Genomic DNA, 16063 nt, shown 5'->3' on the forward strand with positions numbered 1-16063 from the left:
ACCCGGGCCGGGATCCGGCCGCGTTCAGCCCTCCCCGTTCGCCCGGTCGACCCCCTCCCGGACGGCCAGCATCGCCGGGGCGTGCTCCTCGGTCCAGCGACCGAGCGGCGCGACCAGATCGGCCAGCTGCAGGCCGAGCGGCAGCAGCTCGTAGACCACCCGCGGCGGCGTCTCCGGGTACACCGTGCGCCGGACCAGCCCGTGCCGCTCCAGCGTGCGCAACGACTGGGTGAGCATCTTGCGACTGATCCCGTCGACGGCTCGCCGCACCTCGGAGAACCGCTGCCCGCCCAGCTCGCCGAGGCTCATCACGATCAGCAGGGCCCACTTGTCCGCCAGGACGGCGAAGACGACCCGGCTGGGACAGAGCCGGGCGAAGACATCGAGCCCCTGCGCCTGCCCGACCACCGCCGGACGGCGCTCCTGTGTCGTCATGCCGCCAGCGTAGCGATCCGGGCCCCCGATCCCCCTCGGTCACCAGAGGGGGGCCCGGTCCCCCGCCCGGACACTCCGCCTTCCCTTCCTACCCGGCGGCACGGGCTCGCCGCCACCGGCCTCACCAACTCGGCCTCATCAACTCGGCCTCCGGGAGCGGCGACCGGAGCACGGCCCCGGCCACCGCGCCTGCGCCGGCCCCCGGCCGACCCCCGCCACCGCGCGCGCTACGCCGCCGGGTCCGCCTCCGCCCCCAGGCGGCCGGTCACCCGGCGACGCCCGCCGTGCGCCCCGGCCACCGCCAGGTCCGTCCCGCTCGTCTCCGGCAGCAGCCGCAGGCAGAGCAGCGCCACCACCCCCCACACCGCCAGGTACCAGCCGACCGGCTCCGCCGTCCCGTACGCCTCCGTCAGCCTGGTCGCGATCAACGGGGTGGTCGCCCCGCCCACCACCCCGCCCAGGTTGTAGGTGAGCGCCGCCCCCGTGTACCGCACCCGGGTCGGGAACAGCTCCGGCAGGAACGCCGCCAGCGGACCCAGCAGGCACCCCAGCACCACCATCGCGCCCGCCAGCGCCAGGAACATCAGCGGCCGGCGCACCGTCTCCAGCAGCGGGAACAGCACCAGACCCCACGCCACCGCCAGCACCGTCGCCAGCTGCAGCGTCCACCGCCGCCCCCACACGTCACTGCGCCGCGCGCTCAGCCACACCGTCACGCCCTTCCCCGCCGCGCCCGCCAGCAGCATCGACAGCACCAGCGTGCTCGGCACCCCGAGTCCCGTCGTGGCGTACGCCAGCGCGTACGTGGTGGTCAGGTAGAACAGCGCGTACCCCACGGTGATCGCGCCGCAGCCGAGCAGCACCGTCCGCCAGTGCCCGCGCAGCACCTCCATCACCGGCGCCCGCTCCGCCCCCGTCCGCACCTCCCCCTTGAACAGCGGCGTCTCCTCCAGCCGCAGCCGCACGAAGAGCCCCACCGCCACCAGCGCCAACGACGCCAGGAACGGCACCCGCCAACCCCAGGACCGGAACGCAGCCTCGTCCAGGCCCAGTTGGAGCGCCAGGAACACCCCGTTGGCCAGCACGAAGCCACTCGTCGGCCCCAACTGCAGATACGCCCCGTACCGCCCACGCTGCCCGGCCGGCGCGTTCTCCGCCACCAGCAGCGCCGCACCGCCCCACTCGCCGCCCAGACCCACCCCCTGGCACACCCGCAGCACCACCAGCGCCACCGGCGCCCACCACCCCCACACCGCGAACCCCGGCAGCAGTCCCACCGCGGCCGTCGACAGCCCCATCAGCAGCAACGACACCACCAGTGTCGTCTTCCGCCCCAGCCGGTCCCCGAAGTGCCCGAACGCCACCGCCCCCAGCGGCCGGGCCAGGAACGCCACCGCGTACACCGAGAACGCCGCCAACAGCGCCCCCACCGTGCCCAGTTCGGGGAAGAACACCCCGCCGAAGACGAGCGCGGCCGCCGTCCCGTAGATAAAGAAGTCGTAGAACTCGATCGCCGTACCGATCAGCGCCGCAGCCGCAGCCCGCCGCATCTGTCCCTTCGCACCCATACCACCACCCTGGCGACCTCCCGACGCCCCGGACCAGCCTCCACCCGAGTGACACCGGCGCCCTGGCCCCCACCACGCGCCGCCCCGCACGCCGGTCCGAACTCCCGCCCGGAGAAGGCCGCGTACCGTGCAAGGCGCGGGGCACACCTGCCGTCGGGCTACCGCACGTACGGGTTGCCACTCGGCGGCAGAGGCGGCACCCCGGCCGCCCCGGGCCGCGCCGACCGCCGCCGCACCACCACGAACGCCACCCCACCGGCCACCAGCACCAACCCGCCGGCCACCGCCGCAACCACCGGCACCACACCACCCGAGCCGGCCGCTTCGCCGACCGCCTTACCCTCCCCCGGAACACCCGAGGAACCCGACGGGCTCACCGGAGCCGCCGGAACGGCCGAGGACGGAGCGGCCGAGGACGGAGCGGGTGAGGATTCACCGACCGCCTGCTCCGGAATCGGATACACATCCGCCGGCCCCGGATCCCCGGGCTCGGTCAGGGCAACTCGCGGGCGCACAATGCCGTATCCCACGATGTCATTCCGATCGGACCCGTCCGTCGGCTTCCCGGCGGTGTTGATGAGTACCCGCACAACTTGATTGGCACTCCATTCAGGGTGAACCGCCCACAGCAGCGCAGCGGAAGCAGATACCAAAGCTGTAGCGTCGGACGTACCGTGCCCCTTGCAGTAGCCGGACGATGCACTGCAGGCGCTGTAGATGTCAACGCCCGGTGCAGCGAGGTCAACTTGCAGCCCCTGTTCGGATTCTTCCGTCACCATGCCACTGCGGTCCACGGCACCAACCCCGAGCACGAATGGGATCGCCCCGGGGAACTCGACCGGATTTCCAACCTGTGCCGAGTTGCCCACACTGGCGATCACCAAAGCCCCCTTGCCTCCCGCATAGGCCACAGCACTCCGAAGAGCCGCCACATCCGAAGATGTGACGCTACTCACAGAACTCCCCTGGGAAATGCTGATGACTTTCGCACCCTGTTCGGCTGCGTAGACGATCGCCCGCGCGATCTGCCCAAGGAATTCGGCTGCGGGGACGTCAATATCGGAGTTCGAGTTGTTCTTGATCTTTATCGGCAACAGCCTGGCACCCGGCGCGAGCCCGTAGGCGCCCTTTCCATTCATACCCCTTCCCGTGCCCGCGATCAACCCGGCCATTTGCGTACCATGACCAGTCCGATCTTCTCCGACCCCACCCGAAAGACCGCTGAGGTCCTTTCCAGGAAGAAACTGCCCGGAAAGGTCCGGATGATCAAGCCTGAAACCGCTGTCGATCACCGCGACAGTGATCCCCTGACCCTTGCTGATTTTCCAGATCTCGGACGCTTTCATCACGTCCAGATGCCACTGCTGATCACGGATGGAATCCACTGCAGCTGCCGGCCCCAACGCCGGACCGACAATGATCCCAGCCGCAAGCACCGTCGCAGCCATCCCCCGTACACGCGCCCGCACGTCCGTCCGCCGCATCACCGCTCCCTCGTCGGTCTCGCCGTCAGGCGAGGACCACACCCCGGACAGGGCTGACCGGCCATCGGAACGAGCCCAGCGGCCGGGCAGCCGTTCCCGAGCTACTCGATCACGCCCGGATTACTCCTCGGAGTACCGGTGGTCCAGGTCTCCTCGTCCTCGTGCAGGTAGTCGGCCCGCTTACGGCGATCGCGCCCGCTCCGCTCCGGCGTACCGCCCATCATGCCCGGCCCCATCATGCCGCTCTGGACCTGACGCGCCACGCCCTCGGCAGCAGCCCCGGCGCCTGGAGCCCGGTTCCGTAGGCCACTCCCGCCCGGCGTGAACTCCCCGCCGACCACCGGGCCTCTCTGCCCACCGACGACACCGCCACCGGTAGAACCGGAGCCGCGACCACGCGTGCCACCTCCCACCACATTGCCGCCGCCATAACCGCCCATGCCCGGTTGGACACCACCGCCCACACCGCCGGTGCCGCCCTGGCCACTGGCCGTGCCCGCCCGGCCCTGAGCCTCGCGCGCCCCGAAGACCGGGCCGGAACCACTCGATCCCGAACCACCTTTCCCCACAGGAAGGTTGCCGCCCCCGAAGGTGCCGGCCCGGTTCGACGGGGCAGATCCACCAGCGCCCTTGACGGGAACGGCACCGCCACCGAAGGGACCGGCACCTCCGAACGGGACAGGCCCACCACCGGGGTGGAGTGCGGGATCGTTTCCGGCAGTAGCCGGATGCCCGGGCCCGCCTCCCCCACTGTTCGGTGGCACGGGACCGCTACCGCCAGGACCCGACGGGCCTGCCGAGCCGGGCGGCGTCGACGCGTGCGAAAGGCCGTCGAGACCGGTACCGGGCCGGTCAATGGGGTACCGCGGTACCTGGGAATGATCCGACGCGCTCGGGTCTCGCGGCAGTCGCACCGACTCGCCATGAACCGAACTAGCCGTGACATTCCCGGGCACGTCCTGCGTCTGCGGACCCGGAGCGGACTGCCGATACGTCTCAGGCCCGCCACCACCATGGCCACCGCCGGCCGGAGTGTAGTTGACGTCCCTGTAGCCGGCGGTGATTCGCGCACCGTGTGCGGTTGCGCCCATGCCTCCGCCCCCTACGCCGGTGCCGGTGCCGACCTCGGTCAATCCACCACGTTCACCACCGTCCGGCGCCCCCGGCAGCTCAGGCAGCTTGAGGCCGTTCAGCTTGGTGGTCGCGGCCTCGTACGCCTGCCCCAACTTCTCCATCTGGTGAATGGCTTCCTGGTGCGCGGCCTCGACGCGTTTGTGGGCCGCCGCGGCCTCCGCGTAGGAGACCCAGGTCGGGTCCTCCTTCTTCATGATCGCGTCGGTCATCACGGACGGGTTGCCGATCCCGGCCACGCTCACCGTCGAGGGCTTCAGACAGGGCTGCTTGGAGTGGCGGTCCACCGTGTCGATGTCGGTCTTCGGCGGTTCCGGCACGCCGGTCTTCGCGGTGCTCAGCGCCTCGCCGGCCTGGACCATCGCGTCGCCGGCACCCTTCGAGTACTCGCTGATCATCGCCGCCGACCTGTTCAGGTCCGTGGCCCAGGTCTTGAAGCTCTCGGCGGCCGGGCCTTCCCACTGGATCTGGCCGAGGTGGGCGGCCAGCGCCCGACTGAGGTCGTCCAGGACCCGGCTGGCCGCCTTGAGCTGGTTACCCCGGCTGGTCACCTTCGTCGGATCGCTGTTGATGACCATCGACTTGAGTCTGGCGTGCTCGATTCCCTCGAAGTTCGTCCCGCCTGCCATCAGTTGCTCCCCGTGTCACTGGAACTCTTCCCCCGGAGCGGCGTCATGAGAAAGACCCGCCACCGCCCTGCTTCGGCGCCGGTCCGTGCGGTCCGGCCGCCGGAATGTAGGTGTCGGCGTTCTTCGCGGCCGCCTTGACCGCCGCCGTCTGGTGTTCCTCGTTGCTCCCGTACGTGCCCGCCGTCTGGGCGACCGCCGCGCTCATCCTGCCGATCTGGTCGGCGAAGGCCTTCGAGAGCTGGGCGATCGCCGCGTGCGTCTTGTCGTACGCGGCCATTAGGTCCTTGGACTCACTGAAGCCGGTCCCGAGGTTCCCCTCCGCCAGTTTCTGTTCCTTGACCTTGTGCTGGGCGGCCTCCGACCCCTCCAGGGAGGCCAGCAACGCGTCGACCTTCTTCTTGAAGTTGATCAGCGTGTCGAGTTCGACCTTGACGTCCTTGGATCCGAACGCCGCCACCAGCGCTGTGGCGCTGACGTCGACCTGGACCTGACTGGCCGTCCTGCCGATCCAACTGTTGTCGAGCGACCACGGCTTCACTTCGCCGTTGGGGCCGTCCGCCCAGCCCGCGCCGCCCGGTCCAGCCTCGCCTGGCACAGCAGTCCACCTCTCCCCCGTTCGCGGGGCGCCCCCGGCGCCACGCCGCGACGTACCGTCAACTACACGGCCGTGCAAGCGGAACGGTCCCGACGACCGGCATCGTCCCGCCCGGGCGCACCCGTCCGCCCGTAGGCCGGGTGCCGCCCCGGCCATGGTAGCCACCGCCCCGTCGGACGGGCAGGGACCATGGCCCGCCTGTATGCGATCGGTACGAACGTGACACACGGCGAGGGGCCCCGCGCCCCGGGGCCGGCCCGCCCGCGGCCCCGCCCTCGGCCCCGCCCGCGGCCCCCGACAGCCGGGGACACCCGGCGGGCGCACCCGGAGGACGCCCCGCCCCGACGGTTAGACTGATCGGGTCCGGTTCCGCCGGATACGACCTCATCTGCCGCGCAATGTCGCACAGCAGCGATCCGGGCCGCCCCGCTCTCCACCCGGGGCAGGCCCCGCAGCAGATCGGACGCAGCCTCGTGACCGCCGCCCCGCCAGCCGACGCCCCCTGGTGGGCCCGCGCCGCCCGGCCGGCGCGGCCTCCGCTGCCGCTCGCGCTGATGGTGCGCGCCGCGTTCGGCATGGCGGTGCCGCTGGCGGTCGGCCTGCTCACGCACCGGGTGGACCTCGGTGTGTTCGCCGGGCTGGGTGCGATGCACGCCACCATGAACGACCGGATCGAGCCGGTCCGGCTGCGCGCCCCGCGGATCGGCGGAGCCGTCCTCGCGTCGGCACTCGGCATGCTGATCGGCACCGCGCTGCAGCACCTCCAGCCGGCTGCGCTCACGCTGGGCGCCGTGTTGACCGTCACGGCCTTCGTCTCGGGGGCGCTGAGCGCGACCGGCCCGCGGGGTTCGGCGGCCGGCATGCTGCTGCTGGTGTCGGCGGCATTGGGCAGTGGCATGCCGCTGCCTCACCCCTGGTGGGCGGCGGCGCCGATGATGCTGGCCGGTGCGGCGTTCGTGGTCCTGCTGGGCCTGCCGTCGCGCAGTTACCGGCGGCCCGCGGCGGATCCCCGCAACCGCGCGCTGGCGGCCGCGTACGACGCGCTGGGCCGGGTGCTGGCCGATCTCGGTACGCCGCAGGGCGCGGCCTCCCGCCAGGTGCTGACGGCCCGTCTGAACCAGGTGCAGGACCTGCTGCCCCCGCCCCGCCCCCGTCTGCCCGATTCACCGCGCACGGTCCGGCTCCGCCGGATGTACGAGGCGGCCCTGGCGGCGACCGAGGCGGCGGCCGGTCTGCTGTGGGCGTGGCGGCCGGTCCCGGCCGAGGTGGCGGAGGTGCCTGCCCGGCTGGCGCGGGCCGTGGAGCGCGGCGGCGGCGAGGTGCCGGTGCCGGACTGGCTGCCGGACACGCCGTCGCGGCGGGCGTTGGACGTGGCTCTGCGGGCGGCCTCGGAGACGGTCGCGGGCCGCGAGGCGGCGCCGGGCACCGCGCCCGCCCCGCCGCCGGATCCGTGGCGGCTGCGGGTGCGGCTGCTGTCGGCCGCCTCGGTCCGGTACGGGCTGCGGGTGGCGCTCTGCATCGCGGTCGGCTCGGCCGTCACGGCGTCGCTGCCGCTCAGCAAGAGCTACTGGGTGCCGATGACGATCGCCTTCGTGCTGAAGCCGGACCTCGGGTCGGTGTTCCTGCGTGCGGTGAGCCGCTCGGTCGGAACGGTCCTCGGGGTGGCGGTGACGGCGGGTCTGCTCTCGCTGACCACCGACGCCTGGGCGCTGACCGGGATCGCCGCGCTCTGTGTGGCCCTGCTGCCGTACGCGACGGCGGCGCACTACGGGCTCAACACCGTGGTGATGACGCCGATGGCGTTGGTCCTGTTGCAGTTGGGCGGGCAGAGCGGGGCGGCCGAGTTCTGGCCCCGGCTGCTGGACACCGTGCTGGCCAGCGCGATCGTGCTGCTGTTCGGCTACCTGCTCTGGCCGGAGCGTGCGCGTCACCGGATCGAGCCGCGCCTGGTGACGGCGGCTGCGGCGCTGGAGTCCTACCTGGCCTCCGTGGCGCAGCCGGACGGTCCCCAGCCGCTCGCCGAGGTGTGGTTGCGCCGGACCGCCTACCGGGCGCTGGCCGACGCCCGGTCGGAGGTGGAGCGGGGGCTCTCCGAGCCTCCGCCGACCGGGCGGCTGGCCGCGCAGTGGCTGCCGGCGACGGCCGCGCTGGAGCGGCTGAGCGGCGCGGTGGCGGCGTTCGCGGCGCAGCGCCGGTACGGCGGCCGGGTGCCGGATCCGGTCGAGGTGGCGCGGGTCCGGCGGGCGCTGGACGATCTGACGGCGGCGGCCCGCGCGCATCGTCCGCCCACGCGCGCGGCGGTGCGGCCGACCCGGCCGCACGACCCGACGCGCAGCGCGCTGGGCCGTGCGGCGGACGAGCTGGACATGCTTCTCGGCAGTGGTCGGCCCGACGGTGGTCGGTAGGCACCCGCAGGCCGACCGCGGAGGGCATGCGGACGCCACCGGCCCGGCACCCGCAGGGCGCCGGGGGGCCGCCCTCGCCGGACGTGGACCGACCCAGTACCGGCCTCGTACCGGCCTAGTACCGACCAAGATCCGGCCTAGAGCCGGCCTGGTACCGGCCTAGACCTGCTCGGCCAGCTCCAGCCAGCTCAGCTCCAGCTCCTCCTTCTCCTCCCGCACCGCCCGCAGCTGGGTGTCCAGCTCGGCGACCTTGGAGAAGTCCGCGGCGTGCTCCGCGAGCTGGGAGTGCAGCTTGGACTCCTTCTGGTCCAGCTTGGCGATCTGCCGCTCCAGCTTCTGCATCTCCTTCTTCGCCGCCCGGGCGTCGCCGGACGACAGCCCGGTGGCGTCGGTGGCGGAGCCGGAGGCCGCAGCGGGGACGGCCGGGGCCGAGGCGGCGGCCATCCGGGCCCTCCGCTCCAGGTACTCGTCGACGCCGTTCGGCAGCATCCGCATCCGCTGGTCGCCGAGCAGCGCGTGCGTGACGTCCGTGGTCCGCTCGATGAAGAAGCGGTCGTGGCTGATGACGACCATGGAGCCGGGCCAGCCGTCGAGGAGGTCCTCCAGCTGGTTGAGCGTCTCGATGTCGAGGTCGTTGGTGGGCTCGTCCAGGAAGAGCACGTTGGGCTCGTCCATGAGCAGCCGGAGCAGCTGGAGCCGGCGCCGCTCGCCGCCCGACAGGTCGCCGACCGGGGTCCACTGCTTGTCCTTGCCGAAGCCGAACTGCTCGCAGAGCTGGCCGGCGCTCATCTCCCGGCCCTTGCCGAGGTCGACCCGCGAGCGGACCTGCTCGACGGCCTGGAGGACCCGGATGTCCGGGTCGAGCTCGACGACCTCCTGGGAGAGGTAGGCCAGTCGGACCGTCTTGCCGACCTTGATCACGCCGGACGCGGGCTGGACGTCGCCCTCCGAGGCGTACGCGTCGCGCATCGCGCGCAGCAGCGAGGTCTTGCCGGCGCCGTTGACGCCGAGCAGGCCGATCCGGTCGCCGGGGCCGAGCTGCCAGGTCAGGTTCTCCAGGAGCAGCTTGGGCCCGGCCTTGACGGTCACGCCCTCCAGCTCGAAGACGGTCCGGCCGAGGCGGGCGTTGGCGAACTTCATCAGCTCGCTCTTGTCCCGCGGGTCGGGGACGTCGGCGATCAGGGCGTTGGCGGCCTCGATCCGGTAGCGCGGCTTGGAGGTGCGGGCGGGGGCGCCGCGGCGCAGCCAGGCGAGCTCCTTGCGGGCCAGGTTCTGGCGCTTCTGCTCCTCGACGGCCTCGATCCGGGACCGCTCGGCGCGCGCGAAGACGTAGTCGGAGTAGCCGCCCTCGTACTCGTGGACGGCGCCGTTCTGGACGTCCCACATGCGGGTGCAGACCTGGTCGAGGAACCAGCGGTCGTGGGTGACGCAGACGAGTCCGGAGCGGCGCGCCTGGAGGTGCTTGGCGAGCCAGGCGATGCCCTCGACGTCGAGGTGGTTGGTGGGCTCGTCGAGGACGATCAGGTCGGGCGAGCCGAGCAGCAGCTTGGCGAGGGCGATCCGGCGGCGCTCGCCGCCGGAGAGCGGGCCGATGACGGTGTCCAGGCCGTTGGGGAAGCCGGGCAGGTCGAGTCCGCCGAAGAGTCCCTCGATGATGTCGCGGATGCGCGCGTCGCCGAGCCACTCGTGGTCGGCGCGGCCGGCGATGACCTCGTGCCGGATGGTGGCCTCGGGGTCGAGCGAGTCGTGCTGGGTGAGGACGGCGAGCTGGAGGCCGCCGGAGTGGGTGATCCGTCCGCCGTCCGGTTCCTCCAGCTTGGCGAGCATCCGGATCAGGGTGGTCTTGCCGTCCCCGTTGCGTCCGACGACGCCGATCCGGTCGCCCTCGCTGACGCCGAGGCTGACCCCGTCCAGAAGGGCCCGGGTGCCGTAGACCTTCGTGACGGACTCGATGGTGGCGAGGTTGACGGCCACGTGTGCTGCGCTCCAGGGTTCGAGGAATCGGGGCTCGGGCGGAGCCCCGATCCTCCCCAGCCTAGTGGGCCGCCTCGGCCGACCCGGCCGCCGAGCGGTTCGCCGGGGCGGGGCCCGCCCCGCTCGGAGCCGTCCGCGCCCCGCGGGACGAAGCCCCCGGCCGCCTCACCCGGCGAGGACCGCCGCCCCGGGCACCGGCCCGTGGGTGGCGTGCGCGGCCCGGCAGCTGCCGGAGGCGCGCAGCGCGGCGGCGACGGCCTCGGCCGCGTCGGCGTCCTTGGCCAGGAAGGCGCAGGTCGGTCCGGAACCGGAGACCAGGGCCCCGAGCGCGCCCGCCTCGGTGCCGGCCCGCAGGGTGTCGGCCAGGGCCGGCCGCAGGGAGAGCGCGGCGGGCTGGAGGTCGTTGGCGAGCGCCCCGGCGAGGGCGACGGCGTCACCGCCGGCGAGGGCGGCGAGCAGGGCGGGGTCGGCGTCGGGGGTGGGTACCTCGGTGGCGGCGGAGCCGGTGCCGGCCTCCTCGCGGAGGCGGTCGCACTCGCGGAAGACGGCGGGGGTGGAGAGGCCGCCGTCGGCGACCGCGAAGACCCAGTGGAAGGTCCCGGTGACGGGCAGCGCTTCGAGGATCTCGCCGCGGCCGCGGCCCAGGGCGACGCCGCCGGCCAGGGCGAACGGCACGTCCGAGCCGAGCTCCGCCGCCAGGTCGAGCAGCACGTCCGCAGGCGTGTCCAGGCCCCACAGGGCGTCGCAGGCGACCAGCGCCGCCGCACCGTCGGCGCTGCCGCCGGCCATGCCGCCGGCCACCGGGATGGCCTTGGCGATGTGCAGGTGGACGTCGGGCTCGGCGAGGCCGTGGTGGGCGGCGAGCAGCCGGGCGGCGCGGGCGGCGAGGTTGTTCCCGTCCAGCGGGACGGCGTCGGCGTCCGGACCGGTGCAGCCGAGCGTGACGCCCTGCCCGGGCTCGCCCGGGGTCGCCGTCACCTCGTCGCCGAGGGCGACTGCGAAGAAGACGTTGGCCAGGTCGTGGAAGCCGTCGGCGCGCAGTCCGCCGACTCCCAGCTGGACGTTGACCTTGGCGGGGACTCGTACCGTGACGCTCACTGAGGGCCCTTACTCCGGTTTGTGTTCGGCGATCGCGGCGAACTGCTCCACCGTCAGCATCTCGCCGCGCAGCTTGTGGTCGATCCCGGCGCCGGCGAGTGCCTGCTCGGCGGCGGCGGGGGAGCCTGCCCAGCCGGCGAGTGCGGCGCGCAGGGTCTTGCGGCGCTGGGCGAACGCGGCGTCGACGACCGCGAACACCTCGTCCCGGGTGGCGGTGGTGACGGGGGGCTCGTGGCGGATCAGCGAGACCAGCCCGGAGTCGACGTTGGGCGCGGGCCAGAACACGTTCCGCCCGATGGCCCCGGACCGCTTCACGTCGGCGTACCAGTTGGCCTTGACGGACGGCACGCCGTACACCTTGTTGCCCGGCTTGGCGGCGAGCCGGTCGGCGACCTCGCTCTGCACCATCACCAGCGTCCGTTCGATGCTGGGGAAGGTGGCGAGCATGTGCAGCAGCACCGGCACGGCCACGTTGTACGGGAGGTTGGCGACCAGCGCGGTCGGCGCGGGGCCGGGCAGCTCGGTGACCACCATGGCGTCGCTGAGGACCAGGTCGAAGGCGTCGGCCTTGCCGGGCATCCGGGCGGCGACGGTGTCCGGCAGGTGCCGGGCGAGCACCGGGTCGATCTCGACCGCGGTGACGTGCCGGGCGGCCTCCAGCAGGGCCAGGGTCAGCGACCCGAGCCCGGGCCCGACCTCGACCACCGCGTCCTCGGCGGTCACCCCCGCGGCCCGGACGATCCGCCGCACGGTGTTGCCGTCGATGACGAAGTTCTGCCCGCGCTGCTTGGTCGGCTTGACGCCGAACGCTTCCGCCAGGGCCCGGATGTCCGCGGCGCCGAGCAGATGGCTGTCAGGGGTGGGGTCGGTGGTGCTCACGCGCCAAGGATACGGGCGCGGAGGGTGCTCGGAGTTCGACGACCGCCGCGAGGTCGATCTCCACGGGGTACGGCGCCGGGGTCCGCAGCACGCCCTCGTGCTGCGCGACGGGCAGGTGGACGCCCTTCTCCTCGTCCCGGTGGAACTCGCGGACGATCGGCAGGTTGTCGACGCCGCGGCTCCCTCACTGCACTGATGCCGGTCAGCCCGGGAGTGCCCCGGGACTGCCCCCGGGAGTGCCGAACCGTTCCTCCGGAACCCGATGTTCGTTCGATCGGATCAGTACCCGAACGCCCGGGCCGTGTTCGCCGCGAGGGCCGTGGACAGCTCGTCCTCGTGCAGCCCCAGGGTGTCCGCCATCGACCGCACCGTGACCGGGATCAGGTACGGGGCGTTGGGGCGGCCGCGGTAGGGGTGCGGGGTGAGGAAGGGCGCGTCCGTCTCGACCAGGATCCGGTCGAGCGGGGTGGCGGCCAGCGCGTCGCGCAGCGGCTGGTTGGCCTTGAAGGTGACCGGTCCGGCGAACGACAGGTACCAGCCGTGCTCGGCGCAGACCTCGGCCATCCCGGCGTCGCCGGAGTAGCAGTGGAAGACGGTCCGCTCGGGGGCGCCCTCCGCCAGCAGGACGGCGATGACGTCCTCGTGCGCGTCCCGGTCGTGGATCACCAGGGCCTTGCCGTGGCGCTTGGCCATCTCGATGTGGCGGCGGAACGACTCCTTCTGGATCTCCACGCCCTCCGGCCCGGTACGGAAGTAGTCGAGGCCGGTCTCGCCGACCGCGACGACCTGCGGCAGCGCGGCGAGCGCGTCGATCTCGGCCAGCGCCGCGTCCAGGGCGGCGGCCCCTCCCGGGGCCCGCCGCTGACCGGACCAGCCGTCCGGGTCGCCGAGGAAGATCCGCGGCGCCTCGTTGGGGTGCAGCGCGACGGCCGCGTGCACCTGCTCGTACTGGGCCGCCAGCTCGGCGGCCCAGCGCGAGCCGGGCACGTCGCACCCGACCTGGACGACGGTGGTCACCCCGACCGAGGCGGCGCGCGCCAGGCCCTCGGCGGGGGTGCCCGACTGCATGTCGAGGTGCGTGTGCGAGTCGGCCACCGCCACCGCCAGCGGGGCCGGCAGCGGAGGCGGGGTCGACCGGTCGTCGTCCTTCTTCGGCATCAGTCGTCGTCCTTCTTCTCTGCCGCGAGGGCAGGCCTCAGGAGGCCGGCTTCTCTTCGAGCCGCGGGAACAGGATGTCGCCCTTGGTGACGGTCGAGCCGACGGGCAGCAGGCCCCATCGGGCGGCACCGACGACGTCCTGCTCCGCGAGCACGCCCAGGCCCTCGGCCGCGCCCAGCGAGAGCCAGAGCTTCTCGGCGGTGGCCGGCATCACCGGGTTGAGCAGCACGGCGGTGGCGCGCAGGGACTCGGCGGCGGTGTAGAGGATGGTGGCCAGGCGGGCCCGGCCCTCGGCCGACTCGTCCTTGGCGACCTTCCACGGTGCCTGCTCGGTGAGGTAGCCGTTGACCTGCTTGACGAACTCGAAGATCGCCGCGAGCCCGCCGGCGAAGTCCAGCTCCTCGCCGATCTTCCGGTCGGCGGTCCGCACCGCCGCCGCGAGGCCGTCCGCGACGGCCTGCTCGGCGTCGCCGTGGGCGGTCGCGGCCGGGAGCGCGCCGTCGTAGTACTTGCCGACCATCGCCGCCACCCGGGAGGCGAGGTTGCCGAAGTCGTTGGCCAGCTCGGAGGTGTACCGGGCGGCGAAGTCCTCCCAGGAGAACGAACCGTCGGTGCCGAACGGGATCGCCCGCAGGAAGTAGTAGCGGTACGCGTCGACGCCGAAGTGCGAGGTCAGGTCGGTCGGGGAGATGCCGGTCAGGTTGGACTTGGACATCTTCTCGCCGCCGACCATCAGCCAGCCGTTGGCGACGACCCGCTTGGGCAGCGGCAGCCCGGCGGCCATCAGCATCGCGGGCCAGATCACCGCGTGGAAGCGGAGGATGTCCTTGCCGACGAGGTGCACGGAGGCGGGCCACAGCTCGGCGAACCGCTCCGGGTCAGCACCGTAGCCGGCCGCGGTGATGTAGTTCTGCAGCGCGTCGACCCACACGTAGAGGACGTGCTTCTCGTCCCAGGGCAGCGGGACGCCCCAGTTGAAGGTGGAGCGGGAGATGGAGAGGTCCTGCAGGCCCTGCTCGACGAAGCGCAGCACCTCGTTGCGGGCCGTCTCGGGGGCGATGAAGCCGGGGTTCTCCGCGTAGAACTCCAGCAGCTTCGGGCCGTACGCGGAGAGGCGGAAGAAGTAGTTCTCCTCCTCCAGCCACTCGACCGGCTTCTTGTGGATCGGGCAGAGCTTCTCGTCCTCGGTCGCACCGTCGAGCAGCTCGGCGGGGAGCTTGTACTCCTCGCAGCCGACGCAGTACGGGCCGGAGTAGCCGCCCTTGTAGATCTCGCCCTTGTCGTACAGGTCCTGGACGAACTCCTGCACCCGGGCGGTGTGCCGCTCCTGGGTGGTGCGGATGAAGTCGTCGTTGGCGATCTCCAGGTGCTGCCAGAGCGGCTTCCACGCCTCCTCGACCAGCTTGTCGCACCACTCCTGCGGGGTGACGCCGTTGGCCTCGGCGGTGCGCAGGATCTTCTGACCGTGCTCGTCGGTGCCGGTCAGGTACCACACCTTCTCGCCCCGCTGGCGGTGCCAGCGGGTGAGGACGTCGCCCGCCACGGTGGTGTACGCGTGGCCGAGATGGGGGCGATCGTTCACGTAGTAGATCGGGGTGGTGACGTAGTACGCGGAGGTGGTGCCCCCGGTGCTGCTGGTGCTGTGGTCTGCAGTGGCCGCCATGGTCGGAAAGCTTAGTCGGGTGCGCGGACCGCCCTCGACCGGCCGCTCGGCGAGGGGCCTCGCCGCAGCCTCGGGCAGGACCCGTCCGAGGGGCCGGACCGCCCGCGCGACCGCCCGGCCACCACTGCCCGGCCCTCCGGCCGTTCAACCCTAGAACCCCGCGAGCCCCGCGAGCCCCGATAGCCCCGTAAGCCCGCGCGAGCCCCGAGAACCCATCGATCCCTTCGGTTCCTTCGCTCCCCGCGGCCTCGCGGCCGATCAGCCCCGCAGCCGCGCCCAGAACCGCGACCAGGCTCCTCCCGACGCGCCGGCACCCTCCGCCGCCCCGCGCGTCCGGACCGGCCGGGCGACGACCGGCCCGGCGGGCTCGGCGTGGTCGGGGTAGCCGGGGGCGTGCTGGCCGGTCCGCTCGGCGACGGCCACCCGGCCCTCGCGCATGATCCGCACGGTGTGGCCGCCGCAGCCCGGGCAGGTCGGCTTGAGCAGCGGCGACGGCACCCGGACACCGTTGGCGTGGTACTCGAACACGACGTGCCCGTCACGGGCCACGTGGTGCTCGATGTCGTACGCCTGCTCCCACCCGTACCCGCAGCTCAGGCACGCGAAGGAGTAGGCCTCCCGGACGGTCTCGACGGGAGTGTGCGGCCGGCCGGTCGGGCCGGGGCTGCTCGGGCCGGGGTCGCTCAGGGCGTTGCCGCCGCGGGGGCTACCGATCGTCTCGCTCATAGCCGTCTCCCAGCGCCCGCCGGACGCTCGCCCGGCTGGGTCTTTCCATCCCAGGAAATGCCCGGAACCTCCCCGCCGATGCCCGTCTTGTGAAGACTTGGAGGCGGGTTGGGAATCCCTATACGAAAGGGTGGTTCCTGCCCGAAAACCTCGACCGAAACTTCAGCTGGGTGGGCGTTTACCGGGGCCTTCTCTCCAAGGTACGCGCCGGTCCGTCCACCGGCACCCCCGCGCGGGACGGCCGGGGCGGCGCCGGGGCCCGGCCCGCCGCGGCGCACCGCCCCGGCCCCGCCCCGGGCCCCGGCGCAACCCCGGCAC

At 72.9% G+C, this 16063-nt stretch carries 12 protein-coding genes; 1 reads left to right on the top strand and 11 read right to left on the bottom strand.

The window, feature by feature from the left end; genetic code table 11:
* Positions 1 to 24: 24 nt before the first annotated feature.
* The 5 genes from ACFWIC_RS14740 to ACFWIC_RS14760 form a co-directional block, all read right to left on the bottom strand.
* Positions 25 to 435, bottom strand: a complete 411-nt coding sequence (locus tag ACFWIC_RS14740; RefSeq protein WP_329953011.1) for a helix-turn-helix domain-containing protein — start codon at positions 433 to 435, stop codon at positions 25 to 27.
* Between the two features lie 227 nt (positions 436 to 662).
* Positions 663 to 2003, bottom strand: a complete 1341-nt coding sequence (locus ACFWIC_RS14745) for an MFS transporter (protein ID WP_329953010.1) — start codon at positions 2001 to 2003, stop codon at positions 663 to 665.
* A gap of 158 nt (positions 2004 to 2161) precedes the next feature.
* A complete protein-coding gene (gene mycP / locus ACFWIC_RS14750) occupies positions 2162 to 3451 on the bottom strand; it encodes a type VII secretion-associated serine protease mycosin (protein ID WP_380518590.1) in 1290 nt (429 codons plus the stop codon).
* Positions 3452 to 3588: 137 nt separating this feature from the next.
* Positions 3589 to 5247 (bottom strand): WXG100 family type VII secretion target, encoded by a 1659-nt coding sequence (locus ACFWIC_RS14755; protein ID WP_380518593.1) that lies wholly within the window; start codon positions 5245 to 5247, stop codon positions 3589 to 3591.
* 43 nt (positions 5248 to 5290) lie between these two features.
* Positions 5291 to 5842: a hypothetical protein gene (locus ACFWIC_RS14760; RefSeq protein ID WP_380518596.1), complete on the bottom strand. Its 552-nt coding sequence runs from the start codon at positions 5840 to 5842 to the stop codon at positions 5291 to 5293.
* A gap of 398 nt (positions 5843 to 6240) precedes the next feature.
* Here ACFWIC_RS14760 and ACFWIC_RS14765 point away from each other — a divergent pair, with 398 nt between their 5' ends.
* Complete coding sequence (locus tag ACFWIC_RS14765) at positions 6241 to 8247, top strand: FUSC family protein (RefSeq protein ID WP_380518599.1); 2007 nt, start codon at positions 6241 to 6243, stop codon at positions 8245 to 8247.
* Positions 8248 to 8406: 159 nt separating this feature from the next.
* Here the strand turns inward: ACFWIC_RS14765 and ACFWIC_RS14770 are convergent, their stop codons facing one another.
* The 6 genes from ACFWIC_RS14770 to ACFWIC_RS14795 form a co-directional block, all read right to left on the bottom strand.
* Positions 8407 to 10221: an ABC-F family ATP-binding cassette domain-containing protein gene (locus tag ACFWIC_RS14770; RefSeq protein WP_329883353.1), complete on the bottom strand. Its 1815-nt coding sequence runs from the start codon at positions 10219 to 10221 to the stop codon at positions 8407 to 8409.
* 165 nt (positions 10222 to 10386) lie between these two features.
* Positions 10387 to 11319: a 4-(cytidine 5'-diphospho)-2-C-methyl-D-erythritol kinase gene (locus ACFWIC_RS14775; RefSeq protein WP_329953005.1), complete on the bottom strand. Its 933-nt coding sequence runs from the start codon at positions 11317 to 11319 to the stop codon at positions 10387 to 10389.
* Between the two features lie 9 nt (positions 11320 to 11328).
* Positions 11329 to 12198: a 16S rRNA (adenine(1518)-N(6)/adenine(1519)-N(6))-dimethyltransferase RsmA gene (gene rsmA / locus ACFWIC_RS14780; RefSeq protein ID WP_329883351.1), complete on the bottom strand. Its 870-nt coding sequence runs from the start codon at positions 12196 to 12198 to the stop codon at positions 11329 to 11331.
* Between the two features lie 279 nt (positions 12199 to 12477).
* The gene (locus tag ACFWIC_RS14785) at positions 12478 to 13356 is read right to left on the bottom strand and encodes a TatD family hydrolase (protein WP_380518603.1); all 879 of its coding nucleotides are present in this window, start codon (positions 13354 to 13356) and stop codon (positions 12478 to 12480) included.
* Positions 13357 to 13393: 37 nt separating this feature from the next.
* Positions 13394 to 15019 carry a methionine--tRNA ligase gene (metG, locus tag ACFWIC_RS14790; protein ID WP_380518606.1) on the bottom strand — a complete coding sequence of 542 codons (1626 nt, stop codon included), beginning with the start codon at positions 15017 to 15019 and terminating at the stop codon, positions 13394 to 13396.
* Between the two features lie 258 nt (positions 15020 to 15277).
* Positions 15278 to 15745 (bottom strand): hypothetical protein, encoded by a 468-nt coding sequence (locus tag ACFWIC_RS14795; RefSeq protein ID WP_380518608.1) that lies wholly within the window; start codon positions 15743 to 15745, stop codon positions 15278 to 15280.
* Positions 15746 to 16063 lie beyond the last annotated feature (318 nt).

This window comes from Kitasatospora sp. NPDC127035 (assembly GCF_042726075.1).
Lineage (GTDB): Bacteria > Actinomycetota > Actinomycetes > Streptomycetales > Streptomycetaceae > Kitasatospora.